This window comes from Cohnella sp. GCM10020058 (assembly GCF_042683485.1).
GTDB lineage: Bacteria > Bacillota > Bacilli > Paenibacillales > Paenibacillaceae > Cohnella.
Genome location: NZ_JBHUJV010000002.1, coordinates 479,874 through 505,683, shown reverse-complemented (window position 1 = coordinate 505,683; position 25,810 = coordinate 479,874). Strand labels below are relative to the sequence as shown.

Below are 25,810 nucleotides of genomic sequence, written 5' to 3'. Positions count from 1 at the left end.
ACGTCAGCCTTCAGGGAGAGACTTGCATTGCCATTGTTCGGAAATCGTACGCATCTGCTGTCCGGCAAGCCCAAGCGAGGCAAACGCGCGCCGACGGGATCTTCCGGGCCGGACGGCGGGCGCCAAGACGGATCGCCGGCCCGCAAGCCGCTGAACGGGCGGCTCGACGAGCTGCTCGCCGAAGTCACTCGCGTGCTGGGTACCGATACGACGCTGTCGATTCGCCGATTCCGCATCTTCGGTTCGTTTCCGGCGGCCATGCTCTTTTTTCCCAATATGCTCGATCAGACGGCGTTAAACGAAACGATCCTGAAGCCTGCCATGAGCGCTCCACCCGGATCGGACCCGGCCGAATGGACTTCCCCGCAGCTGCTGGAACGGCTGGCGAACGAAGCGCTGTGGCATACCGATTGCAGCGATACGCAGGACTTCGACGCGCTGATTCAAGCCCTTCTTCGCGGAGACACGATCATGGCCGCCGACGGCTCGACCAGCGTGCTCGTCATCGGCACCCGGCAGATCGACAAACGCGGCATCGACCAGCCTGGTACGGAGCAGGTCATCCGGGGACCCCGCGAGGGCTTCGTCGAGCCGCTCGGCCCGAATCTCGCGCTCATCCGCTACCGTTTGCAGTCCGCCGAGCTTCGAATGCGGCAGCTGACGATCGGGCGCAAGACGCACTCCAAAGTCGTAATCTGCTACATGGACGGGTTGACGGACCCGGCGCTGCTGTCGGAGGTCGAACGACGCATCAGCGCGATCGACATCGACGGGATCCTCGATTCGGGTTACCTGGAGCAGTTCATCGAGGACAACCAGTGGTCGCCGTTTCCCCAGGTCCAATATACCGAGCGGCCGGACAAAGTCGTGGCGAACCTGCTGGAAGGCAGAGTCGCGATTCTGGTCGACGGCTCGCCGCTCGCGCTGATCGTGCCGACCGTGTTCAACCAGTTCTACCAGGCTGTCGAGGACTACACCGAACGGTTCATGCAGATGAGCGCGATCCGGATGGCGAGGCTGGTGGCGCTTGTGTTTTCGCTCGTCTTTCCTTCAATCTATGTCTCCGTCATCTCGTTTAATCCCGAGTTGATCCCGACCGAGTTCGCCGTCGCGGTCGCGGGCGGCCGCGCAGGCGTCCCGTGGCCGGCGGTCGTCGAGGTGCTGATCATCGAGATCTCGATGGAGGTGCTGCGGGAAGCGACGATCCGGCTGCCCCAACAGGTCGGCGGCGCGCTGTCCATCGTCGGCGTGCTCGTCATCGGGCAAGCAGCCGTTGCGGCCGGGTTTGCCAGCCCGATCACGGTCGTCATCATCGCGCTTACGACGATCGGCTCCTTCGCGACCCCGGCATACAACGCGGCGCTGGCGCTCCGCTTGCTGCGTTTCCCGTTGATCATTATCGCCGGCATATTCGGACTGTACGGGGTCATGATCGGATTGATCCTGATCGCCAACCATTTGCTGTCGCTCAAGTCGTTCGGCGTGCCTTACTTGAGCCCGCTTGTGCCGGTCAACGCGGAGGGGATGAAGGACGTGCTGATCCGCGGGCCGCTCTGGTGGATGAAGCGCCGCCCCGCTTTTCTGAATCCCAAAGATGCCGTCCGCGTCGGGCCGGAGATGACCGAGCCGCCAGAGACGAACGGCGAGAAAGGCGACGCCGCACCTCCCCCATCAACCGCAAAGGAAGGACAGACATGACGAAGACAACGCGGGACGTTACCGGCTTACAGGCTTCGGCGGTTCTGGTTAGCACCATCATCGGCGTCGGCGTGCTTCCCTTGCCGCTGTTCGCGGTCCGGGCGGCCGATACCGGCGGTCCGCTGGTAACGCTGTTGGCGTGCATCCTCGCCATGATCGGACTGCTATTCATCACCTTGCTGGGCATGCGTTTTCCCGATCAGACGATCATTCAGTACAGCGAGCGGTTGATCGGCAAATGGCCGGCGAGAGCGGTCAGCGTGTGCGTCATCCTTTTTTTTGCGCTGCTTACGTCGCTCACCGCCAGAGAGTTCGGCGAGGTCGTCGTCACGTCGGTCTTAAAGCAGACACCGGTCGAAGTGACGGTCATCGTCATGCTGTTGCTCGCGGCGATATCAACGCGCAATACGCTGTCAACCTTCGTATACATTCACTTTTTTTACGTTCCGCTGCTGCTCGTGCCCGTACTGATGATCGTCGCGCTGTCGCTCAAAAATGCGGAGCCGCTCAATCTTCAGCCCGTCTGGGGCAATCAGCCGGCCGGCATGCTTGATGGAATCGTGACGATCGCCGCGCTCTTCCAGGGCTCCTTTGTCATGACGATCGTCATTCCCGCCATGCGCAGGCCCGCTAAAGCCCTTGCAGTCAGTTTTTATTCCATTCTGATCGCCGGCGGCTTGTATGTCGTCATCGTCATCGCCGTCATCGGCGTCTTCGGCGCGGAGGAGATCAGGCAGCTGCTATGGCCGACGCTGGAGCTGGCCAAGGCGACCTCGCTGCCTGCCAATGTCCTGGAGCGGCTGGACGGCGCTTTTTTGGCGGTGTGGGTCACGGCTGTCTTTACGACGCTGCTCTCCAGCTACTATTTGACCAGCCAATCCCTCACGCAGCTGCTGCGCCTGCAGGAGCCGCGCATTTTTACATTTTTCCTGCTCCCCTTTGTATTCGTCGTTGCGATGGTGCCGGCCAATATTGTCAAAATGTACGAGGCCGTCCTGTACGTCGGACGCATCGGCCTTGGGCTGACGATCGTATACCCGGCCTTGCTGCTGCTGATCGCCATTCTGCGCAAGAAAAGGGGGCGTACGCTTGAGCGTTAACGGGCTGAAACCATGGAAGCCGGTCGTTCTCCTGGCTCGGCGGCTTATCCCGCTGCTGGCCGTCACAGCGCTTTTGTGCGGGTGCTGGGACAGGACCGAGATCGAGGATCGGGCCATCGTGCTGGGCATCTCGATCGACAAGGCGCCGCCGGAAGACGAGAGCGAGGAGGAGGCGATCACTCATTACGTGAGAGGCCTCGGTCCTCCGGCGTCGGACCTGATCCGCGTAGGCGTGCAGATCGCGCTGCCGGGGCGCATTCCGCTAGGGCCCGGGGAGAGCGGGGGCGGAGGCGGGGGCAACGATCCGCAGAAGACCGTATGGGTTCTCGATGTCGTCGGCCATTCCGTCAACGATGCGCTCATGAATATGCAGCAGGAGCTGTCCGCCAAGCTTTTTTTTGGTCATCTGCGCGTCATCGTCGTGTCGGAGGAGATGGCCCGGTTCGGCCTGGAAAACGTCGACGACTACTTTCACCGCAACTCGGAGGTACGGCGCATGGCCTGGATGATGGTGGCCAAGGGAGAGGCGCTGTCGCTTATGAAGGCTTCGCCCAAGCTGGAGCGGGTTCCGTCCCTGTACCTGATGACGACGCTGGACGAGGGCATCCGCATGGGTAAATTTCCGCAGGACTACATCGGCCTATTCTGGAGTCGCAAATCGAAGCTGGGGCAAGAAGGATTTCTGCCTTACGTTGAATTGAAAAAAAATCAGTCGCTGCAGACGCAGGGGCTGGCGCTTTTCCAGGACAGCCGGATGGTCGGTGCGACGATGCCGCTCGATATCGCCGTGTACATGGCCCTCAAGGGTAACAATCCGGGCGGCTACAGCGCCTTCGTGAAGATCAGGAATACGGAGGTGATGACGCATGTCACGCACCGCGAGGCGAAAACGTCATTCAAAATTCGCGACGGCAAGCCCTTTTTTAAATTCAAAGTCTCCTTCGAGCTCAATCTGGAGGAGAAAATCAATAACGAGCTGAACATTCAGGACCCGTCTGTGATTCGTGAGATCGAAGAGAGCCAGAAGAAGGGCGCCAAGAAGCTGATCGAGTCGTTCATGAGAAAGACGCAGTCGCTCGGTTCGGACGTGCTGGGGCTTGGTGAGTACGTCAGGGCGAAGGCGCCGGGTTACTGGAACCGGAACGTGGGGACCAAAGAACGCTGGCAGCGCATGTACAAGGACATCGCATACGAAATCGACATTGACATGAAGATTCGCCGTATCGGCATGAAAGCCGAGTAATCATGACGGAAAGGAGAGCGGTTCCGCATGCCGATTTTTGTTCAGGGCGTCAACTACTTTGCGTTTTCCATTCCGATCTGGTTCCTGGGCGGCGCGCTGGTGCTCTTGGTAGACGCGCGCAGATGCAGGGCGGCCGGACATCGGAAGGACGAGAAGTTCGCCCGGTTCGCCGGCTGGCTGAATATCGCGCTAGGCGCCTGCTTTTTGGTGCGGGAATGGGTGGTATGAAGCCGGCTGTTTGGCATCTGGGCCGTGGCCGTATCGGCAGCGCCGATAATCGCCATCGATAACAATCATCCTGCTTCGTCGCTCGATTCGCTACAATCAAGTTCATATTCCGGGTTGAAGAGGGGCGAACTTGAATGACGAAAATGATGACGGTGCGCGATGCGGAAGCCAGGCTGCGCGGATGGATCCGGGAGCTGCCGCTGCTGCTGGCGGACAGGTCCGAGGAACGATTGAAGGCGCGCCCGGGGCCGGACAAATGGTCCGAGCTCGAGATCCTGGGCCACTTGTGCGATTCGGCGCTGCACAACCTGATGCGGTTCGTACGGATCCGGATCGAGCCGCAGCCATTGCCGCTGATCCCTTACGCGCAGGACGACTGGGTGAGCGGCCAGCGTTATCAGGCGGCTTCCTACGACCATGTGCTGAGCCTGTGGCTCGCGCTGAATTCGCGGATTGCCGACGTGTGGGCAGGGCTGCCGCAGGGCGGAAGCGAATGGACGTTTGCGCTTCCGGACGGGACGACGGTCACGCTTGAGCAGTGGGCGGACGATTACATGCGGCATCTGGAGCATCATTTGCGGGCGATGGATATGGAGTGAACCGCGAGGAGGCGCTCGCCGATGACGCGCGCTTCCTTCCGGATGCGGTTAATCAGTTGTACAAACATTAATCATTTGTTCAAAAATGGAACGAAATCCCTATCTACAATGCTGCGCCGATCCGTTATGATAGTAATTTACTATCGCAGAATCGTGGTGCAGCTAGCGTGAACAGACTTCGCGGATTTTTAGCCTCCTATCACCCTATCGTATTTTCGCTGCTGATCGGTCATATGATCGCCCGCATCGCCACCTCCATGAGCATGCCGTTTCTCGCGCTGTATCTGGCCGCGCATACGGACATGGGGCCGGGCGGGATCGGCTTTATCGTCGGCGCCGGCGCGCTTGCTGCTACATTCGGCGGCTTTCTCGGCGGTGCGCTGTCCGACCGTTACAGCCGCCGTCTGGTCATGTTCACCTCCCTGTTCGTATGGAGCGGCGTGTTCGTCGGCTTCGCGCTGACCGAATCTCCGCTCGTCCTGCTGCTGCTCAGCCTGATGAACGGCCTGTGCCGCTCCTGGTTCGAGCCCGTGTCCCAGGTGCTTATGGCAGACCTCACCCCAAAGGACCGCCGGATGAAGGTGTTCTCCATGCGCTATCTGATGGCCAACGTCGGCGTCGCGATCGGGCCGGTGCTCGGCGTCTGGCTCGGTCTGGGCAACGGCGGGCTCGCTTTTATCATCACGGGAGCGATTTATTTCGTGTATGCCGTCACGCTCTATGCGATGATGATCGGCTTCGGCATCAAGGACATCGAGGGCGGCAAGCAGGCGGGAAAAGCAACGATCGCGGACGCCGGACGCGTCATCATGCGGGACGCTGCGCTGCAGCTGTTTCTGCTGGGCGGGATCGTCGTCGGCATCGGTTACAGCCAGCTGTTCGGCAACATGGCGCCGCATCTGGACCGGGTATTCGGCCACGGAGACCGCATGTTCGGCTACCTGCTGACGATTAATGCAGTCACCGTCATCGTGCTCCAGCTACCCCTCGGCTGGCTGGCGAACAAGCGACCGCCGCTGTTCGCGCTGCATGCGGGCAACCTGTTTTTTGCGCTGGGGCTCGCCGGCATCGGTTATGCAGAGACGTTTGCGCTGCAGGTTGTAGCGATGATCCTGTTCACTGTAGGCGAGATCTTGAATTACCCGGCCGCCACCATGCTGCTGGACAAGCTGGCGCCGGAGCATCTGCGGGGCGCCTACTACGGCGCGCAGACCTTCACCAACCTCGGCCAATTTATCGGGCCCTGGGCGGGGGGCTGGCTGCTCGGCGAATACGGGGGGCGGACGATGTTCGCGGCGATGGCCGTCGTCGTGCTGCTGGCCTCACTCATCTACTGGGCAGGCGGCCGCGGCGATCGCCGTGCAGCCGCCGCGGCGGGCAGGCGCAGGGCGATATAGCGGAAAGGATGGTGGGAGAGCCGAGGCCGGAGGCGGTCTCGGCTTTTCTTCGCCTGCGCGAGTGGGTATTTCGAGCTGGAAGTAATGCCGGTCTCGCAGAGCTTCTTATACGGAAATCATAGCTGCAAGCGCGGAAAGCGCGGCTGCAGGAAGAGTTGGTTACTGTAAACGGGTGCGGGTATAGCGTCGAAAAGCTGGCCCCTCGGCGACTCAAAGGAAGCGTTAGTGCCCCTAGGCGCTTATCGGCCTCTTCTTGGGCGGCTCGGAGGAGGCGTTAGTGCCCTAAGGCGCTTATCTACCTCTTTTTGGTCGACTCGGCGTAGGCGTTAGTGCCCTTAGGCGCTTATCTGTCTCTTCTTGGTCGACTCGGCGTAGGCGTTAGTGCCCCTAGGCGCTTATCGGTACAACGTTGCACGGATTTTCCGTGCAGCTCTGTTCCCAGGCCGCTGTAAGCGCGGATAACGAGGCCGCAGCTGAGTTGTCCGGTTGTAAGAAAGGGACGCGCGGCTGCGAAAAATCGTAGATTAGTTGGTTACTGCAAACGAGTAAAGCGCTTTTGAAGCGGGACATATGGCGGCGCAATGAGTTGTAAGCCGCTCCGCGTGCTTTCCCTCGCGAATCGTGATAAAATGCGGCCAGCGCGACTAGATTAGCGAAACTTGGAGGTGTCTTGCCTTGATGGCGACACGAACATTTGCCTTTATCGGTTCCTATGCGGATGCGGACGGTCCCGGCTTGTATGCCTGCGCATATGACGAGCGCACCGGCGAGCTGACGATGCTCGACCAGGCGGAGGGGCTGCAGAACCCGACCTTCCTTGCCGTAAACGAACAAAGTCACACGATCTACTCCCTCACGGAGGTCAAAGACGCCGAGGGCACGCGCCGGGGCGCGGCGGCATCGTTTCGCTTCGAGTCCGCCGAGGGCCGGCTGCAACGATTGGACGAAGCGCAGACGATCCCCGCGACCGCATGCCATATTGCGCTCGACCGGACGAACCGTCTCCTTCTGGCGGCGAGCTATCATGGCGGCCTGTTTGGCGTCTCCCACGCTCAGGACGACGGTCATATCGGTCCGACGCTCGAGATTCACCGGCACGAGGGCGCGAGCGCGCTGCCTGTCCAGAGCCAGGCGCGGGTTCACTCGGTTATCGTGGACCGCGACAACCGTTTTGCCGCCGTGTCCGATCTCGGATTAGACAAGGTCTTCCTGTACAAGCTGGATCTATCCGGCAGCAGCCTGACGCGCCATAGCGAGACCGCCGTCGCCCCCGGCTCGGGACCTCGACACTTCGTGTTCCACCCGCAGCTTCCTTTCGGATACGGCATCAACGAACTGAACAGCACGCTTACCGTGTACGCTTACGATGCGGAAGCCGGGAAGCTGGCGGTCGTGCAGACGCTCTCGACGCTGCCCGATTCGTTCGCCGGCGACAACGCCTGCGCGGACATTCACCTGTCCCCGGACGGCAAATTCCTGTACGGCTCCAACCGCGGCCACGACAGTCTCGTCGTCTGCCGCATCGATCCGGAGAACGGCCTGCTCGAGCCGGTCGAATACGCCCCGACACTCGGCGGACATCCGCGCAACTTCGCGGTTTCCCCGGACGGCCGGTTCGTGCTCGTCGCCAACCGGGACGGCAACCACATCGTGACCTTCAGCCGTGACGCCGACACCGGCAAGCTGCTGCCTACCGGCAGCGAGCTGCGCGTGTCCAAGCCGGTGTGCATAAGGTTCGCGGAGTTTGCCGGCAAATAACCGGATGCCGCTGAATGCCGCTTCCCAAGATTAAGCCAATGATTTTTAGAGGCTGACCTGGATGGTTCCAGATACCGGCAACCTTAATTTTTGCGATCAAATGTTCTGGTTCCACCGCCCTTCGTGCTATAATCGAACTATGAATACGACGACGAACCACGAACGATTTTTTGAACGCAAACGGCGGGAAGCCGGCGTAGAGCTGAATGAAGTCCAGAAGCAGGCGGTCCTTCATACCGAGGGGCCGCTTCTTCTGCTGGCGTCGCCCGGTTCGGGCAAGACGACGACGCTGATGATGCGGACGGGGTACCTGATCGCGGAAAAGGGGATCAACCCGGGGCGGATCAAGGCGGTGACCTTCAGCCGGGCTTCGGCACGGGATATGTCGGAGCGGTTCGCGGCGCTCTTTCCCGAGCTTGCGGGCGCCAAGGTCGGCTTTTCGACGATCCATAGCTTCGCGTTCGAGGTGGTGCGCGCGTACTACCGGGCGAGTGGCGAAGCCTACCAGCTCATCGAGGGCGAGATCGAGCAGGAGGAAGAGGACGAGCTGCGCGCGGCGGACCTGCCGGTGCTGCACAAGAAGCCGATCCTGCGCCAGCTTTACCGGACGATGACGGGCGGCGGGAATCTGACCGAGGATCAAATGGAGGACCTGACGACTTATATCAGCTATATCAAAAATAAAATGCTGCCCGAGGAACGGTGGAGCGAGGCGAAATGCGAGCTGAAGGACGCGGACAAGCTGCTGCGCGCATACGAGCGCTACAAGCACGAGGGTACCGACCGGCTGCTGCTGGATTTTGACGACATGTTGACGGTCTGCCATCTCGCGCTGTCGGAAGATCCGCGGCTGCTGCGCCGTTATCAGCACAGGTACGACTACCTCATGACCGACGAGAGCCAGGACACCTCGCTCGTCCAGTTCGGCATCGTCGGCCTGCTGGCGGCTTCGCACGGCAACCTGTGCGTCGTCGCCGACGACGATCAGAGCATCTACGGCTGGCGCGGGGCGGAGCCCGGGTACCTGCTCGACTTCAAGTCGTATTATCCGGCGGCCGAAGTGCTCAAGATGGAGCGCAACTACCGGTCGGCGCCCGAGATCGTGGAGACGGCGGCGCGCTTCATCCGGCGCAACAAGAACCGTTACGACAAGGCGATGTATACGAAAAATCCGGCCGGCGGCCGCGTCTCTTTGCGCATGCTGGCCGACTACAAGGCGCAGGCGAAATACGTGACGACGGCGCTGACGGGTTCGACCGCGGGCACGCCTTCAGTTACGACCGCCGTGCTGTACCGCAATCATACGTCCGCCCTCGTGCTCGTCAACGCGCTCGACCGCGCGGGCATTCCTTTTAACCTGAAGGACGGGGATAAGCGCTTCTTTTCCCATTGGGTGGTCGAGGATGTGCTGAACTTCATGCGGATGGCCTACACGGACCGCAGGCCCGAGCTGCTCGAGAAGATCTATCCGAAGCTCGCCGGCTACATCACTCGGGAGCAGATGGGCGCGCTGCTGCGCATCGGAGGGGGAACGGCGTCCGTCTTCGACACGCTCATCGAGCGGGTGCCGCTCAAGGAGTACCAGGTCAAGCAGCTAAAAGAAAACAAAGATACGTTCGGGCGGATGCAGGCGATGAATGCGCGGCAGGCGATCCGCACGATCCGCTACAATCTCGGCTATGAACGGGCCATTGAGCGGCTGTGCGAACGGTTCGGTTTCCGGCAGGAAATGCTGCTCGGGGTGCTGAACACGCTTGAGGACATCGCGGACGGCCTGGATTCGATGACCGACTTTGCCGAACGGCTGAAGTATTTGGAGGCGCTGCTGCGCAGCGCGCGGTCGCGCAGCCGGGATCCGGAGGCGGTGACGCTGTCGACGTTTCATAGCGCAAAGGGGCTCGAGTTCGACCGGGTGTACATGATCGATCTCGCGGAAGGCGTCATTCCTTCGAACGACGACATCAAAAAGTACGACAAGGGCGACGCTGCCGACATGGAGGAGGCCGTGCGCCTCTTCTATGTCGGCATGACGCGGGCGAAGCGTCACCTGGAGCTTGTAGTCTATCAGAAGAAGGACGGCGCGGCGGTCAAGGAGTCGCGCTTTATGACGGCGGTCCGCAGCTTTGGCGCCGCGGCGGGCGAAGCCGGAGGCGTGCGGACTGCAGCCGGCCAGACGGGATTGGGCAGCGCAGAACGCGCCGGGCACGGTGGAGGCACAGGACAAGCGGGAAGCGCAGGCGCACCGCGGGCATCGTCGCGGCCAGGCGCCGGCGTCGCGGGACGGCTCTCTCAGACATCGGCGCCAGCGACGACAGTTTGGCAGGGCGAGCTGCCCGCGTACTTGAAGCCTGGGGGACGAGTCTCTCACCGGACATTCGGCTCTGGCGTCATATTGTCGGCGGACGCGGAGGCGATTCGCGTATCGTTTGCCGAGGGAGACAAAAAACTGCTTACACAGGTGTGCATGGAGATGGGGCTGCTGAAGCCGGAAAAACAGCGGGTCACGTGACACGATGAGATGAAGAGCATGACCGGAGTCACGCTTTTTGGTGACCGTTTGTACGACAGCTGTGACTGATGACGGCGGAGGATTGGGCTATGATAGGGGAAGCAGACGAGAAGGAGGACTTCGCGTGTCCCGCTATTCCACCAAACCCCTCTCCGAGAGACTGGGGCTCAGGCCCTACCAAAGGCTCTATTTTGAAGGCGCGCCGCTGATCTACTTGGACTCGCTCGGTCCGTCGCCCGCGGGCATACGGTTTCTGGATACGCCGGCAGGGCCGATCGATTTTATTCATTTGTTCGTCAAGACACAGGCCGCGCTGGAAGAGCGGATCCCCCGGCTGGCCGGGCAGCTGTCGTCCAGAGGCATGCTCTGGGTGTCCTGGCCAAAGGGGCAGACGCTGCTAGATACCGACGTTGGCGAAGAAGACGTAGCGAGGATCGGCGCGGCATGCGGCTTGTCCGACGTCAAGGCCTGCGAGATTGACGAGATGTGGACGGGCCGCAAGCTCGTGTTTCGGAAAAAGGGGCGTCCCCGGTCGAACGGATTTGCAGGCTTAACTCACGCTGCAGCGATCGGCCGGCTTGACCGGAGGGGATTTCCGGTTGCGTCCGCAGGAATTCGGTGATTCACCGCACCTAAGGTGCCGGACAAGAGAGCCCATACGATGGGCTCCTTTTCGCGTTGCCCGGCGGAACAGGCCGGGAATTGCGGGCAGCGATGCCGCGTTTCATTGAACTCGGCGTTCGGTTCAGAGTAAAATGGACATAGCCTAGCTATAGCAGATACATAGGAGGAACGTTTTTTCATGCGTATAGGAGCAATTGAAGCGGGCGGCACCAAGTTCGTCTGCGGCATCGGCAATGAGAGCGGCACGATCGAAGACCGGGTGAGCTTTCCGACGGAGCATCCGGAGAAGACGCTCGCGCAAGTATTCGAATATTTTAAAGGCAAGGAAGTGGAGTCCATCGGCATCGGCTCCTTCGGTCCGATCAATATCGACGAGGCGAGTCCGGCTTACGGCTACGTGACGACGACGCCCAAGCCGGGCTGGTCGGGTTATCCGTTTCTTCCGGCGATGAAGCAGCAGTTCGACGTGCCGATGGGCTGGGATACGGACGTCAACGCGGCCGCACTTGGCGAGGCGACCTGGGGCGCGGCGGCTGGGCTCGACAGCTGCGTCTACTATACGATCGGCACGGGCGTCGGCGTCGGCGTTTATGCCGAAGGCAAGCTGGTGCACGGGCTCGTGCATCCGGAAGGCGGCCACGTGCTCGTGCGTCGCCATCCGGACGACAAATACGAGGGCTTCTGCCCGTATCACGGAGATTGCCTAGAGGGGCTCGCAGCGGGCCCTGCGCTAAAAGGCCGGTGGAAGGTGCCGGGCAACGAGCTGCCGCCGGACCACCCTGCCTGGGCGATGGAGGCCTACTATATCGGCCAAGCCGTAGCCAACGCAGTGCTCATGCTGTCGCCCAAGCGCGTCATACTCGGCGGCGGCGTCATGCATCAGCCGCAGCTGTTCCCGCTCGTGCGCGCCGAGGTGTTGAAGGCGCTGAACGGCTACGTGCACTCCGACGCGCTGGCAGCGGGCATCGACGGTTACATCGTGCCGCCGGGTCTCGGCGATAACGCCGGTCTGTCCGGCGCGCTGGCGCTGGGCCTGCGGGCGCTGGGCCGTTAAGGGACGGGCGGATGGACACGTCGCCCGGACCAAACGAAGTGTTGCAGACGGGCGCAGCGCCAGCCGGCAGTCGGCCGGTTCCGCTGCCGGAGGCTGAGCGCACGGAAGGGCAGCGCGGCAGGCGCATCCTGCGGGTCGGCGTCATTCTGCTGGCTTTTGCAGCCGCGCTTGCTTTACTGGCTTTCCTCATGCTGCGCACGGGCGACGGCCGATCGGGATTGCAGGCGAAGCCGATTCCGAATCCGCCTTCGCATTACGACTACGGAACCGCCACGGCCGCGAACGGCATGAGGCTCCACTACCTGGAGACGGAGCCTTCCAATGTGAATCTTGCCGTCATTCGCGACAATGTCGCGATCGCGCCCTTTTACGGCATTAACGGCGGCTTCTTCTATGACAGCTCGCTGCTCAGCATGGCAGTCGTCGACGGCGTGCCTGTCGCGGGAGACGGCAGCGCGACGGGCGGCTTTGGATCGGGTGCGGAAAATGTGAAGTACGCCCGGGGTACGCTGGTGTGGGATCGCGTGTCGGAGCGGCTCAGCGTTCAGGTTGCAAGCAAGCCGGGGGAGCTAAGCGTATCGGATCCGACCCGCTATTGGGCGCAGGGCGGGATCTCGATGAGCCTGGGCCAAGACGCGTCATGGCACGATCAGGCGATTGCCGAGCATGCGCCTTTCATGGACGAGCCTCGGCTGCGCTCGGGTGCCGTTTTCGACGAAGAAGGCAATCTATATCTCGTGGTCAGCGAGAACCGCGGGACGCTGGCCGACTTTCGCGCCGCCATTCTCGAGCTTCTCGGCGCTCCGGGACGTCCTGCACTGACGGACGGCATCTTTCTCGATGGAGACGGCTCGTCGCAGCTACGCAGCCGCGAGGCTTCCCTCACGGGAGACCTCCGGCCCGTCGTCCAGATGATCTCGCTGCTCGAGTGACACGTCCCCAATTCGCAACGATAACTTAGGAGGTTCATATGTCGGAGTCCTATGCACCGCTGTTCGTAGGTTCTTACCGGTCTGCGGATCAAGAAGGCATTCATATTTTGCGGCTCGACGCGGATTCCGGCGCACTGTCCAAGATCGGCGGCGTCGCGGGCATCGATAATCCTTCGTTTCTCGCCTACCATTCCGAGTCGAGCGTACTTTACGCGGTCAGCGAGACCGATCCGGCCGGCGGAGTCGTCGCCTATGCGTACGATTCGGCAGCGCATACGCTGACCGAGATCAACCGGCAGCCCTCGCAGGGCGGCGCGCCTTGTCATCTTGCGATTGATCCATCGGGAGCCTGGCTTGTGCTTGTCAATTATACGGGCGGCAACATCAGCCTCTACCCGATCGGGGCGCGTGGGGCGCTGGGAGAGCCGGTGCAATCGGTGGCCCATCAAGGCGGCAGCGTCAACGCAGAGCGCCAGGAAGGCCCGCACCCGCATTCGATCTACGCGGTGCCGGGCACGTCTTATTACCTGGCCTGCGATCTCGGGACGGACAAGATATACACGTACCGCTTGGACGCGGCAGCCGGTCGTCTTGCGGCCGTGCGTGAGACGAACGTGACGCCGGGTTCGGGGCCGCGGCATCTCGCGCTGCATCCGACCCGTCCGTTTGTCTACCTGATTGACGAATTGATGAGCAGGATCATCGTGTTCCGGCTTAACGCCGACGAAGGCTCGCTCAAGCCGCTGCAAACCGTATCGGCGCTTCCGGAGGGTTACGGCGGGGAGAGCTACTGCGCGGAGGTAGCGGTATCGGCTGACGGCCGGTACGTATACGGCTCCAACCGTGGCCACGATAGCATCGTCTCCTTCCGCGTCGGGGAAGACGGCTGCTTGTCGCTGATTGGCCATACGCCAAGCGGAGGACATTTCCCGCGCCACTTCCTGGCGCTCCCGGACGGCAGCTGGCTGCTCGCGGCCAACCAGAACGGCGACAACATCGTCGTCATGCGCATCGACGACGACGGCTTCCCGCAGCATGCAGGCAGCGAGTACCACATGATCAAGCCGGTGTGCGTTCGCCTCGGCTAATCGGCTGCATGCGACACTAAATGGGTGATTTCGAAGGCAGCGCCTTCTGAATCGCCCTTTTTTATACCCCCCTCCAGAATCCCTAAACTGTCCACGCTTTGCACACTTGCTTAGTGTCGCTGTCACCATGATTCGTCATGTCCGTCACATGACTTGGGTTGTTAGACCTATGACGCGGCTGCATCGGTCATGCATCGGTCATTGCTTTGCCTGCGGCTATATCCGGCCTGCCGGGTGTCTGCTAGAATCAGGGGGAGAATGGTTGCGTAAAACGAATGCACACAATCGGTGCGCAACGAGAGAACGGGGGCACATATCATGGTCCGAATCGTCATCGCAGATGATCAGCGGCTGATGCGCGAGGGCTTGCAGACCATCCTGCAGCTGGAGGACGATATGGATGTCGTCAGCACGGCCGAGAACGGGCGCGAAGCCTATGAGGCTGCAGGCATTTATCGGCCTCATATCGTTCTGATGGACATCAAGATGCCCGTTATGGACGGTATTGAAGCGATGAAATTAATCAAGCGCGAGTACCCGAAGACGATCGTGCTTATTTTAACGACGTTCGCCGAGGACAAATATATCGTTGCCGCGATGGCGGGCGGCGCGGACGGATTTCTGCTCAAGGACATCGCGGCGGAACGCGTCGTTCTGACGGTGCGAGAGGCGATGCAAGGCGAACTGCTTCTGCCTCCGGTTATTGCCGCAAAGCTGGCGTCCAGACTGACGGCGACCGATACGTACGACTTCGACGAGGCGAAGCTGCACAAGATGGGCCTGTTTTTTACAGAACGCGAGCGCAAGATCATTCTGCTACTGATCGAAGGCTACTCGAACAAGCAAATCGCCGTTACGCTATTTATGAGCGAAGGCACCGTGCGAAACTATGTCAGCGTTATCTACGGCAAGGTCGGAACCAACGACCGGCGCGCGGCTGTCGGAATCATGAAGGAGCTGCTGCAAAGTGAATATCGTTAAGGCGCCTCTTCCGTTTTTGTGGAGAAGTTTGGTCCTGATCGCCATATGTCTGATGACGGTGCTGCTGCCTGCGAGCCTCAAAGGGCCTCATGGCGAAGCCGGCGGCGAGTATTTAGTCACTTACGGCGGCAAGTGGAACGTCTTATGGGGAGAGCGGAAAGGCGACGGGTCCGACAACTGGATACCGTTTGATACCCGGGAAAAAGAGAAGCTCAAGACTTATCGAGGCGTGTATTGGCTCGAAAAAGAGATGCCCAAGCTAGAAACTGTTGATCCCAATTTGCTGCTGCTGTACGCCAAGTCATTTGAAGTGTATGAGAACGACAGGCTCCTGTTCCGGTACAATATGGACAATCCGGATCCGTATCTTAATCCCTATTTAACCTACCAGGTCGTCAAGCTGACGCCCGGCAGCCAACCTCGCGATCTGGCGTTCAAAATGATATGGGACCGGCATGCGCTCCCGCAAAATTGGAACGTGATCGGAAATCGTTATTTAATTGACCGCCTTACGGTACAAAACGATTGGGTGCCCGCTGTTTTCTCAATCATATTCGCGAGTGCATCCGCCGCGGCGTTTATGGTATTTGTCAGAAGACGGCAGGAGCGTCTTTATCTATGGTTTGCGCTGATTACGGGATGCGCGGGGATCGGATTTTTCTCCATGATCGTATCGTTGCGTCTGTTTTTGGACCTGCCGGTAACCCGTCTTCAATATTTTCGCGATCTTTTATTTCCGCTGGCCATGTTCGGATTAATCGGCTTTATGGGCAACATGCTTCACGGCCGATATCGAAGGTTCTATCGCTGGATGGGAGCAGCGGTACTCGGGTATACGGCCGTCGCTGCCGTATCATCATTGACATCTCCTTATTTGTACAGCAAGCTAGCCTTGGAATGGGCTGTCATTCCATTTGCGGCGGTTTTTGTACTAATGAGCTACACGGTGCTGCGAAGCAGAGCTTCGCTCGTGCTGCGGAGCAACGAGGAATTCAAGTGGCTGCTGCTCGGTTACGGCGTCCTTATACTTGGCGCATGCTTGCACTTGATCAATATTTCGGCAGATACTTTATTCGGAATCGATCTGGAACGCATCATGCCCATGTGGACGTTTCTCCTCATTCTATACGGTCTGCAGCTTAGCCTGCTGATTTTCGTAGGCTGCCTTGGCATGATCTTGCTCGGCCGCTTTTCGGAAGTATACCGGACCTTACAGCACAATGCCGCGGAGCTGGAGGCGGCGAACCGGGAACTGGGGACTTTGTCGAGATTAAAGGATGATTTTCTAAGCCATACCTCCCACGAGCTGCGTACGCCGCTTCATGGCATCGCAGGCTTGGCTGACGCGTTATTGGACGGCGCCGCAGGCCCCGTCGGCGGCGAGATGCAGCGTAATCTGCAGCTCGTGCGGGGCAGCGCGGATCGGCTGCTGCACCTGGTCAACGATATTCTGGACATGGACCGCCTTCGTCACGGAGATATCCAATTAAAGCTGGCCGAAGTCGATGCTTTGGGTGCATGCGAGACGGTTGCGGCGGCATTGGCTCCGCTGGCGAAGCGCAAAGGACTGCAGCTCTCGGTGGAGAGAGCGGATGTCGCAAGGGGCGGCGAGCGGTTGACCGTCCTTGCGGATTCGGCCAGGCTCGAACAGATCTTGTACAATCTGATCGGCAACGCCATTCGATATACGGAATCGGGACAGGTCCTGGTGTCCGCTGCGCGCGAGAAGGAGGCTGTTCGAATCGTCATCTCGGACAGCGGTTCCGGTATTTCGGCGGAGCGTTTAGAGATGCTGTTCGAGCCGTTCGGGGCTGCCGCGTCGGATTACGGGGGCGGGATGGGGCTCGGACTTCCGATTACCAACCGTCTGGTTCGGCTGCACGGCGGCGAGCTGAAGCTCGATTCGCAGCTGGGGATAGGAACGACGGCTTCGTTCTTGCTGCCAGCCGCGGCTGGACGAGAGAAGGCTGCAGACGACGGCATCGTCATGACGGGGGCGCGCCAGCTTGCGAGAGCAGGCATGGATGCCGTTAGCCTAGCGACTGGAAGGGACGATAGGGGCGAAGCCGGCAACGATGGAATTGAGACAGATTCAGTCCTCCCGGTGCTGCCGCCGGATCTTGGGAGCTACGGAGAGATGCATGCGGGCGATAGGCCGGCAAGTTCGACGAGCGGCGAAGAGCGCCTTCCTTTAATTCTGATTGCGGACGACCAACCGGTTAATCTGGAGGTACTGAGGCACTATCTGCGCCGAAGCGGATATCGGCTCGTCGAGACGGCAAACGGCGCGGAAGCAGCCGCCTGGCTGGAACACAACGGAAAGCCGGATCTGATGCTTCTTGACGTCATGATGCCGGGCAAGACCGGCTATGAAGTATGCCGCCTCGCGCGCGAGCGGTGGACGGCCGGCGAGCTGCCGATCATTCTGTTGTCCGCGCAGAACCGGCTGGACCGGCTGACGCTCGGCTTCGATTCAGGCGCAAACGATTATCTGACCAAGCCTTTCTCTCAGGGCGAACTGCTCGCGAGAGTGGATATTCAGCTTAAGCTGGCGCAGTTTCATCTGTCTCTCGAGGAGCTCGTGCGCAGGAGGACCGAGGAGCTTGAAGAGGCCAACCGTCATTTGGCCGGATCGGTCAAGGAGACGGCGGAGGCGCTGGCGGAGGTGTCGGTGCTGGAGGAACGCAGCCGGATCGCGCACGACATGCACGATCTGGTCGGACATTCGCTGACGGCGGCAATCGTGCAGATCGAAGCGGCCAAAAAGCTCTCGGACCGCGACCTTCCGCGTTCCGTGGAACGGATGAACGCTGCCGGCGAGATGATCCGCAAAGGCTTGAACGACGTGAGACGAACGGTGCGGATGCTAAAGGACGACGAAGCGGGCTTCGATCTTCAGGAAGCGCTGCGCGAGCTGATCAGGGACAGCACGGGCCAGGCGGACGTATTGTTCGAGTACCGGCCCGACCCGCTGCCGCCGATGGGAGCGCTCGCACAGAAGGTCGTATACCACGCCTTGATGGAAGGCATTACGAACGGCCTTCGCCATGGACGGTGCGGCCGCTTCCGCTTCGTGCTCGCGGAGGAGGGAGGCTTGGTGAGATTCGAGCTCGTCAGCGACGGCGAGCCTTACGGAGCCTCCAAACCAGGCTTCGGGCTCAGCGCCATGATGGAGCGCGTCCACCTGCTGGGCGGCACTGTAACAATCGGCGAGGCCGAGCCGGGCATCGGCTGTAGGCTGGTCATCATGCTGCCGCTGGAAGAGACCGGCGCGAAGAGACCGGATCTGCCCGCGTAAGCAAAAGAAGTTGCAATGAGCGACGGACTTTATTCTAGCAAGACAACGAGGCGGATTTGCGCAATTGCGCGAGTCCGCTTTTTTTGCAATTGGTATTCAGAAAATGGGGGTTGTCTCAGGAGCAACAGCTCTTCGTGCCGTTTTAACAATATCCCCTTCGCTCAGGTGGAGGGGTGCATACGCGGGAACGTCGAGACGTTGGCGTAAATCAAAACGAATAAGCAGGAACGTTGAACCGTCGGCGTTTAACAAAACGAACGAATGATTATCGGCATCACTGAGTTCAGGCTGGAAATAAACGGTAAGTCGGAGTTCGACTATAAGGAACTTCTATCCCGTTCAATCAGGAATGATCCGTGCGTTCATAGTCTGGTCAACCGGCGTTCAACTAAGAAAACGCCGATTCTTTGCAATCGGACGCATGCGAACAACTGATACTATACCGCATGTCGCTGGCTGCGCGCCTTGCGCCTGAGTGCCCAAGGGATCGGACGGATGCCGGAGCGGGCGCCTACCAGTCGGCGATAGGTAATGGTCTCTGTTGCAGCGCAGCAAGCGATTAGCTCGGCCAGCATGTCGTTGCGGCATAGGATGCGGCGGAAGCAGAATTCATTCAAATAGGCCTGCAGATGCTTTGGGCCGATCCCGCCGAACGTCCATGTCAGCCAGCGCACGGCTTCCCGCCAGGCGACATGCAGCGGGGTTTGCCCCCGGTGGCCGCGCTCCAGCCGTTGTACGCGATTGTCCGCTGTTCCGCTGGCGACGTGTACTCGCACAAAATGCTCCGACGCCTCCTCGCCGTCCGCGCCAGGCCTGGTCGCATCGTCGCCTTCCGGCCCGTCGACAGCCTTCATTTTGAGATGAACGATATTATCTGCGCAATCGAGAGCGACGCCAACGACGATGGGCTGCGGTCTAAGCGCTTCCTGCACCATGAGGCTGCCGATATAGCGATGGTACTCGTATCCATAATACTCGTCCAGCAACTGCAGGTCGCCTTCAAGCGGCCGCACGAGATCCCATGCGCCGATGGCATGGCGGAGCTTGTGGTTCATGAGCCAGGCTGTCTTATATGTAACTCCGATCAGTTCCGCGAGCAGCCGGGCGCTGATGCCAAGTTGCATTAAAAACATCGCCTGAAACCACTTCGTCAGCGGCGTACGCGAGCCCTCGAGCGCCGTGCCGGCCGTAAGCGAGGTCTGATGGGCGCAGGAGCGGCACTCAAACAGGGGGCGCTGGCGGGACGATATTTCGTAATATTGCGAATGCCCGCAGCGGGGACAGAGGAAGCCATGCGGCCACTTGGCGGCAAACAGGGACTGCTCGCAATCTTCTTGACTGAAGCGGGGCATGGCGTCCTGAATCGAGTAGCGGCTGGGCATAACGATCCCTCCGTTGAGAACATTTGTTCTTATTTTAGCAGATTGTGGATGGGATTGTACAGCTTTTTTCGAGTGAAGGTTGGGGGAAATGGCGGTGGCGCGTGAAGGCGAGCGAGCAGGTGCCTCAATCAACATGTTCCTGATTCAACGGGATATTGTTAAAACGGCGAAGATACATCGTGTATAGGAATGGGATGTGAAATTGTGGGGCGTGCTGATGGATTTCGGAAAATAAAAAGGCGGGCGATTCCGCATGGAACCTTCCCGCCCATCCTGTTTCTTTCATTGCGCCGGCGTAGGCGAGGGCACATGATCTGCCTCTGCGACGTCCGCCTCCATTGGGTCCGATCGTCCGCTTGCTCCCGGCGTATCGCCCGATGGAGCGCCTCCTACCAAGTTTGCTGCGGTGCCGTGGAGGATGACCGGCCGGCTGAGCTCGGCTCGAATCTCCTCCAACTGGCCCAGCTCCCGGCGGAGCCGCTGCAGCTCGGATTCGCGCTGCCGGATCTGCATCACGACGGCCTTGATTCGTTCCTCCAGCTCGCGGATATCCTCGGACTCGACGATCGCGGCCTCGAGATCGCAGCCGAACTGATCGGCCGCCCACAGATCTGCAGCGATGCGCCCCTCCACTAGATAGTGTTCCTTGTACAGCTCGAATATCGCGTTAATGGCTCGGCGGCTGTCCCATCCGAGAATCCGCACGCCGCTCTTGGCATGCTCGGCCGCCATCGCCAAGTGAAATTCCTTGAGCGGTCCCCGCGCGGCCTCCGCTTTATCGAGAAGGGCCGCAAAAGCGGGATAAATTAATCTGAACAGTTCGGCCGCTTCCTGAAGATCGAGTTCTTCCGTGCCGGCAGCTTCCGTCATGTCATCCCAACCTTTATACTCGAATTCTTCCTATCCTACCAAAGAACGAGCCCAGATACGAGTTTCTCAGGAAAAGTTAATCTGAAAAGGGCTGCCGGCCCCGGAAACGCCACCGTTTGCGCGACGATCGACTGGAAAAAGTTACGGCCGAATCGTTACCCGCGTGCCGATCGGTACGATCTGCGAGAGCGCGAGGACGTCTTCATTGTACATGCGGATGCAGCCGTGCGATACGTAATGGCCGATCGATGCGGGATCGTTCGTGCCGTGTATGCCGTAATGCGGCTTGGACAGTCCCATCCAGAACGCGCCGAACGGTCCGCCGGGCTGCGCCTGTTTGTTGATGATGCTATACTCGCCCGTCGGCGTCTGCGTCACCATCCGGCCGATGCCGACCGGGTAGCCGTTCACGACCGTATCTTCTTGCAGCAAGTAGAGTATGCGGTCCGACAGATCGACGATAATCCGGTATGCCATGCGGATCCCTCCCGTTCTAAAGCCAGCTTATGCGAAAAAAGGTACCGTGTTCGCGTCTTGCGCCTCAGGCAAGCTTCCGATAAGCTTGGCATCAAGGACGGACGACGGAGAGGGGGACGCTGCATGCTGAAACGAACGAGCCTGCGCATGCGGCTGACCATTTTGATGATCTGCCTGACGGCGCTGCCCGTCGTCACGGTGACTTGGCTGGCAGCGAACAATACGCGAAGCTCGGTCGAAAAGGAAATCGTGGGCGCCGACACTTCGCGCATGCTGTGGGCGGATCAGTACATGAACGAGCTGATTGAGCAGATCGATATTCTTTTTTATACGCTGCAAATCGATCAGGAGCTGATGCGGGGACTCGGCGACATCGACAACCCCGACCCTGTCGTCCAGTATAAGACGCAAGAGCTGCTGCGGGACAAGCTGACTTCGGCGTTTCACGCCAATTCGCGCAAGGTCGACGATCTGACGCTGTACATGCAGGCTTATCGGAAAGCGTTTACGGTCAACTATACGACCAGCGGGCTGATTCGAACATTCGATATAACCGCCAATGCGCCTTGGGCGCGAATCTCGCAGGGGCCGGTCAATATGTACTTCAAGCAGACGCCGGACGGTACGTATGCCTATCACGGCATTAACCGGTTCGAGGACCAAGCCCTGATCGGGGGCATCTCCGTCCGCATCGACCGGGAGGTGTGGCAGGAGGTCGGCCGGATCCTGCGTTCGGAACCCGACAGCCTGGTTTATGTGCTGAACGACGAAGGCGAGCTGTTGTCGGGTTCCTCCGAGCCGCCGGACGATGCCCGCCTGGCGGAACTGCTCCGTGGTCCGGCGCCTGCGTTCGCGGCCTTGGAATTTCAGCGGACGGACCGCTACTTCGTCTTTCAGAAAAGAATCGGGGACGGGCAGCTCGCGGTACTCAAAGCGGTCCCGATCTCGTCGGTCAGCCGCAGCGCGCGGCCAACGATTGAGGCGGGCATCTGGACGGGCGCGCTGTTCGCCGCGGCGTCCGCGCTGCTGTCGGTTCTCGTCTCGCTCGGCATCAGCCGCCCGATCGTCCGGCTCGCCCGGCTGATGCGGACGACGCCCGTTCAGGGCTTCGAGTCAATGTCCGTCCGTAGCCGGGATGAGATCGGCCTGCTCGAACGCGGATATAACTCGATGATGGAACGGATCAGGCAGTTGATCGAGGACGAGTACGAGCGGGAGATCGAGGTAAAGGATGCGCAGCTCTTGGCGCTTCAAGCACAGATCAACCCGCATTTCCTGAACAATACGCTTCATATGATCGGCGGCATGGCGCTCAAGAAGAAGGCGCCCGAGATTTATGAGGTCACGAGGGTCATCGGGGAGCTGCTGCGCTATGCGATCGGCTCCGAGGACCGGACCGTGCCCGTCGCCGACGAACTGACGCATACCCGCAACTATTTGTTCATTCAAGAGCGGAGGTTTGCGGGCCGATGCACGATCTCGCTGCAGACGGACCCGGAAGCGCTCGAGGGGCGGCTGCCGAAGTTCACGCTGCAGCCGATCGTTGAGAATGCGTTCGAGCATGGTCTTCAACGCAAGCCCGGCAGTTGGCGGCTTGCGATCCGTGTCCGGCGTATCGGCGGACGGATCGTCATGCTCGTGCAGGACGAGGGGGCAGGCATGCAGGCGGACGAGCTGCGCCGCATCAGGGCGGAGCTGCGCGCCGGAGGCGCCAGGCGCCTGGGCGAAGGCGCCGGCGGAGGCGCAGGAGCGGCGCCGGACGCTGCGTCGACAGCCGAGCCGAAGCGGGGACGCGGCATCGGGATTCGCAACGTCGACGCCAGGCTTAAGCTGCAGTTCGGCGCGCAATACGGAATACGCGTCTGGAGCTGCGCGGGACAGGGAACGCTGGTAGCGATCATAGTGCCGGCGGCTGGCGAGGGAGGATACGGGAATGACATATAACGTTCTGATCGTTGACGACGAGCCGTGGTCTCGCGAGATCGTAAAGGATCTCGCGGATTGGGAAGGATTGGGACTCGCGGTCGTCGGCGAAGCCGAGGACGGGGCGGAAGGGCTGCGCCGCATCGGAGAACTCGCGCCGGATATCGTCGTAACCGATATGCGGATGCCGGGCCTGTCCGGGACGGAGCTGCTCAACGAGCTTGGGGCGCGCTTTCCGGCGGCCAAGATCGTTGTCATGAGCGGTTACGACGACTTCGCTTATCTGAAGCAGGCGATCCGTTCCAAAGCGGTGGATTACTTGCTGAAGCCGCTCGATCCGGCCGAGTTGAACGCCGCGCTGGCGTCTTGCGTTCGGGAGCTGGATGCGGCGTCCGCACCAAGCTCGGGAACCGGCGCGGCAGCGGACGTTGAATTAAACGCCGCATCGGACAAGCTTGCGCTGGGGAGCGGCGCGCCTGCAGGCGACTGGCGGCTCCCGACTGCATTCGCCGACTTGGCCGTACTGGAGCGCTACGCCCTGGAAAAGCGCCGTATCTATGCCAGCCTGCAGGAGCTGGACCGGGCGGGCATCGCAGAGGCTTATGCCGCACTCGGCAGGTACTTGACGCGGGCGCTGTCCCCGGAGGAGCTGCAGGGGCTGCCGGGCCGACTGGCGCAGGACGCGCTGGCGATGCTGGAGAAGTTCGCGTCCGAGCAAGGGATCGATATCGTCCCGATCTGGAGCGGGATCGAGGGACGGCTGGGTCCCGGCTCCTCACCCGAGGAGGCGGCGTTGGCGCTGGCGGAGCGGCTCGGAGAGGCTGCCGATGCGGCGGCGAAGGCGATTCGCGGTCGGACTCGGCTCGACCTGGACGAGATCCGCGCCCATATCGACGCGCATTTTGCCGAGGAGCTGACGCTGGAGTCGCTGTCGCATCGCTTTTTCGTCAGCAAAGAGCACCTCAGCCGCGCCTTTAAGGCGCATGTCGGCACAGGCGTCACCGACTACGTTACCATGCGGCGCATGGTTTATGCGGAGGCGCTGCTGCGCGAAGGCAAGGTCTCGATCAAGCAGGCGGCCAAGCTCGCGGGCTACGAGGACCTGGCTTATTTCTACCGCGTGTTCAAGAAACGCTTCGGCATCTCCCCCGGCGAGCTGAGGGGCGGAGAATAGCGGGAAAGGCGCCTGTTGTCAGCCCCATATCAATATCGTCCAAATCGCTACGCTAATTTTCTCGAATGTTTCCGCTTACACTTCTCTCTATACTGAGCTTGCAGTAATTCGATAGAGGGGGTAACACCAGATGAAAAAAGCGCTCTATGCCGCGTCCTCGATGACGCTCGCGGCTGCGATGCTGGCCGGCTGCGGCGGCAACGGCAACGACAATGCTTCGCCGTCCGCCGCGCCGTCCGGCTCGGCATCCGCATCCGCATCGGAAGCCCAGGCTTCGCCGTCCGCGTCCGCGCAGGAGCCGGCACGCAAGGTCGAGCTTAAGGTTTTCATGAGCCTGCCGCGCTTCAAGGACCAGTTCGACAAGTACTTCGAGCAATTCAAAGCCAAGGAGCTGGCGGACAAAAACGTCGACGTCACGATCAAACTCGAGATGCCGAACTCCGACCAGGCCGGGCAGATTCTCAAGACCCGCCTTTCCTCCAACGACGCGCCCGACCTGTTCACGCTGCATGCGATTGCCGATATCCCTACTTTTTACAAGGCAGGTTACTTGAGCGATCTGTCCGACCAGCCGTTCGTGCCAAAGGTATACGAAAGCGTGCGCAAGACGGTGACGTACGACGGCAAGGTAGTCGCGCTGCCGCTCGAAAGCCTGTCTTGGGGCTACCTGTACAACAAAAAAATGTTCGCCGAGCTCGGCATTGCGCCGCCGCAAACGCTCGACGAAATGAAGGCCGCCGTGGAGAAAATCAAGACGACAAAAGCGGCGCCGTTCGAGCTTAGCTTCCAGGAGTCGTGGATTCCGCAGCTCATGATGGCCCTGTCGCTTGGCGGTGTCGTGACCTCGGCCCATCCGGACTGGATCGAGAAGATGAACAAGGGCGAAGCGTCCTATGCGGACGTGCAGGACGTGTTCAACATCATCGATCTGATCATGGCGAACGGGACGGCCAAGCCGTTCGAGGTCGGCAGCGCAGCCGGCTCGACGGACTTCGCGAACGGCAAGGCCGCGATGTGGGTCATGGGGCCGTGGCAGGCCGAGACGATCCTGAAGGCGAATCCCGACATGGCGTTCGGCGTCGCGCCGCTGCCGGTGAGCAACGATCCGGCCGGCACGATGATCAACCTCGCCACCTCCACTTCGCTCGCCGTATCGCCGACGAGCAAGAATAAGGATGTCGCGCTCGACCTGCTCAATTACATGCTGGACGACAACGCATCCTCCGCCTTGTTCGAGGAGTTGAAGTTCAACCCTGTCGCGGAAATGCACAAGTACGACACGTTCCCATGGATCACCGAGGCGAGCTCGTACGTCGCACAGGGCAAAGCTTACCTCGACCTGTCGCTGCCGAACGGCGTGACCGACGAGACGGCGAAGCTGCTGCAGAGCTACTACGCCAAGAGCGTGACCAAGGAGCAGATCATCAAGACGCTGGACCGCACGTGGGCGAACGCCGTCAAGAACAGCAAGTGAT

General features: G+C 60.5%; 20 protein-coding genes. 17 read left to right on the top strand and 3 right to left on the bottom strand.

Going from position 1 to position 25,810, the window contains the following annotated elements; all coding sequences use genetic code 11:
• The first annotated feature begins 27 nt into the window (after positions 1-27).
• The 14 genes from ACFSR7_RS05240 (at position 28) to ACFSR7_RS05175 (ending at position 18,509) form a co-directional block, all read left to right on the top strand.
• The gene (locus tag ACFSR7_RS05240) at positions 28-1,698 is read left to right on the top strand and encodes a spore germination protein (RefSeq protein WP_378159485.1); all 1,671 of its coding nucleotides are present in this window, start codon (positions 28-30) and stop codon (positions 1,696-1,698) included.
• Positions 1,695-2,798, top strand: a complete 1,104-nt coding sequence (locus ACFSR7_RS05235; RefSeq protein ID WP_378159484.1) for a GerAB/ArcD/ProY family transporter — start codon at positions 1,695-1,697, stop codon at positions 2,796-2,798. Before ACFSR7_RS05240 ends, ACFSR7_RS05235 begins: the two co-directional genes overlap by 4 nt.
• Positions 2,788-4,041, top strand: a complete 1,254-nt coding sequence (locus tag ACFSR7_RS05230; RefSeq protein ID WP_378159483.1) for a Ger(x)C family spore germination protein — start codon at positions 2,788-2,790, stop codon at positions 4,039-4,041. Before ACFSR7_RS05235 ends, ACFSR7_RS05230 begins: the two co-directional genes overlap by 11 nt.
• Before the next feature lie 27 nt (positions 4,042-4,068).
• A complete protein-coding gene (locus ACFSR7_RS05225) occupies positions 4,069-4,269 on the top strand; it encodes a CLC_0170 family protein (RefSeq protein ID WP_378159482.1) in 201 nt (66 codons plus the stop codon).
• Between the two features lie 134 nt (positions 4,270-4,403).
• Positions 4,404-4,868: a DinB family protein gene (locus tag ACFSR7_RS05220; RefSeq protein WP_378159481.1), complete on the top strand. Its 465-nt coding sequence runs from the start codon at positions 4,404-4,406 to the stop codon at positions 4,866-4,868.
• 167 nt (positions 4,869-5,035) lie between these two features.
• Complete coding sequence (locus ACFSR7_RS05215; RefSeq protein WP_378159480.1) at positions 5,036-6,265, top strand: MDR family MFS transporter; 1,230 nt, start codon at positions 5,036-5,038, stop codon at positions 6,263-6,265.
• A 678-nt stretch (positions 6,266-6,943) separates the two neighbouring features.
• Complete coding sequence (locus ACFSR7_RS05210) at positions 6,944-8,023, top strand: lactonase family protein (protein WP_378159479.1); 1,080 nt, start codon at positions 6,944-6,946, stop codon at positions 8,021-8,023.
• Positions 8,024-8,162: 139 nt separating this feature from the next.
• Positions 8,163-10,532, top strand: coding sequence for an ATP-dependent helicase (locus ACFSR7_RS05205; protein ID WP_378159478.1), 2,370 nt, complete (start codon positions 8,163-8,165; stop codon positions 10,530-10,532).
• Positions 10,533-10,656: 124 nt separating this feature from the next.
• The gene (locus ACFSR7_RS05200) at positions 10,657-11,154 is read left to right on the top strand and encodes a hypothetical protein (RefSeq protein ID WP_378159477.1); all 498 of its coding nucleotides are present in this window, start codon (positions 10,657-10,659) and stop codon (positions 11,152-11,154) included.
• A 180-nt stretch (positions 11,155-11,334) separates the two neighbouring features.
• Positions 11,335-12,210: an ROK family protein gene (locus tag ACFSR7_RS05195; protein ID WP_378159476.1), complete on the top strand. Its 876-nt coding sequence runs from the start codon at positions 11,335-11,337 to the stop codon at positions 12,208-12,210.
• Positions 12,211-12,221: 11 nt separating this feature from the next.
• Complete coding sequence (locus tag ACFSR7_RS05190) at positions 12,222-13,142, top strand: hypothetical protein (RefSeq protein WP_378159475.1); 921 nt, start codon at positions 12,222-12,224, stop codon at positions 13,140-13,142.
• Between the two features lie 38 nt (positions 13,143-13,180).
• Positions 13,181-14,230, top strand: coding sequence for a lactonase family protein (locus ACFSR7_RS05185; RefSeq protein ID WP_378159474.1), 1,050 nt, complete (start codon positions 13,181-13,183; stop codon positions 14,228-14,230).
• A gap of 318 nt (positions 14,231-14,548) precedes the next feature.
• Entirely contained in the window at positions 14,549-15,211 is a 663-nt protein-coding gene (locus ACFSR7_RS05180; RefSeq protein ID WP_378159473.1) for a response regulator, read from the top strand.
• Positions 15,198-18,509 (top strand): ATP-binding protein, encoded by a 3,312-nt coding sequence (locus ACFSR7_RS05175; protein ID WP_378159472.1) that lies wholly within the window; start codon positions 15,198-15,200, stop codon positions 18,507-18,509. Before ACFSR7_RS05180 ends, ACFSR7_RS05175 begins: the two co-directional genes overlap by 14 nt.
• Positions 18,510-18,946: 437 nt before the next feature.
• Here ACFSR7_RS05175 and ACFSR7_RS05170 read toward each other — a convergent pair whose 3' ends face one another.
• The 3 genes from ACFSR7_RS05170 to ACFSR7_RS05160 form a co-directional block, all read right to left on the bottom strand.
• Positions 18,947-19,891, bottom strand: coding sequence for a transposase (locus ACFSR7_RS05170; protein ID WP_378159471.1), 945 nt, complete (start codon positions 19,889-19,891; stop codon positions 18,947-18,949).
• Positions 19,892-20,173: 282 nt separating this feature from the next.
• Complete coding sequence (locus ACFSR7_RS05165; protein WP_378159470.1) at positions 20,174-20,761, bottom strand: hypothetical protein; 588 nt, start codon at positions 20,759-20,761, stop codon at positions 20,174-20,176.
• Positions 20,762-20,902: 141 nt separating this feature from the next.
• On the bottom strand, positions 20,903-21,238 hold the full coding sequence (locus ACFSR7_RS05160) for a L,D-transpeptidase (RefSeq protein ID WP_378159469.1): 336 nt from the start codon (positions 21,236-21,238) through the stop codon (positions 20,903-20,905).
• A 123-nt stretch (positions 21,239-21,361) separates the two neighbouring features.
• Between ACFSR7_RS05160 and ACFSR7_RS05155 the strand changes: the two genes are divergently transcribed.
• The 3 genes from ACFSR7_RS05155 (at position 21,362) to ACFSR7_RS05145 (ending at position 25,809) form a co-directional block, all read left to right on the top strand.
• On the top strand, positions 21,362-23,182 hold the full coding sequence (locus ACFSR7_RS05155) for a sensor histidine kinase (RefSeq protein WP_378159468.1): 1,821 nt from the start codon (positions 21,362-21,364) through the stop codon (positions 23,180-23,182).
• Positions 23,172-24,335: a response regulator transcription factor gene (locus ACFSR7_RS05150; protein WP_378159467.1), complete on the top strand. Its 1,164-nt coding sequence runs from the start codon at positions 23,172-23,174 to the stop codon at positions 24,333-24,335. Before ACFSR7_RS05155 ends, ACFSR7_RS05150 begins: the two co-directional genes overlap by 11 nt.
• A gap of 130 nt (positions 24,336-24,465) precedes the next feature.
• The gene (locus ACFSR7_RS05145; RefSeq protein WP_378159466.1) at positions 24,466-25,809 is read left to right on the top strand and encodes an ABC transporter substrate-binding protein; all 1,344 of its coding nucleotides are present in this window, start codon (positions 24,466-24,468) and stop codon (positions 25,807-25,809) included.
• Position 25,810 lies beyond the last annotated feature (1 nt).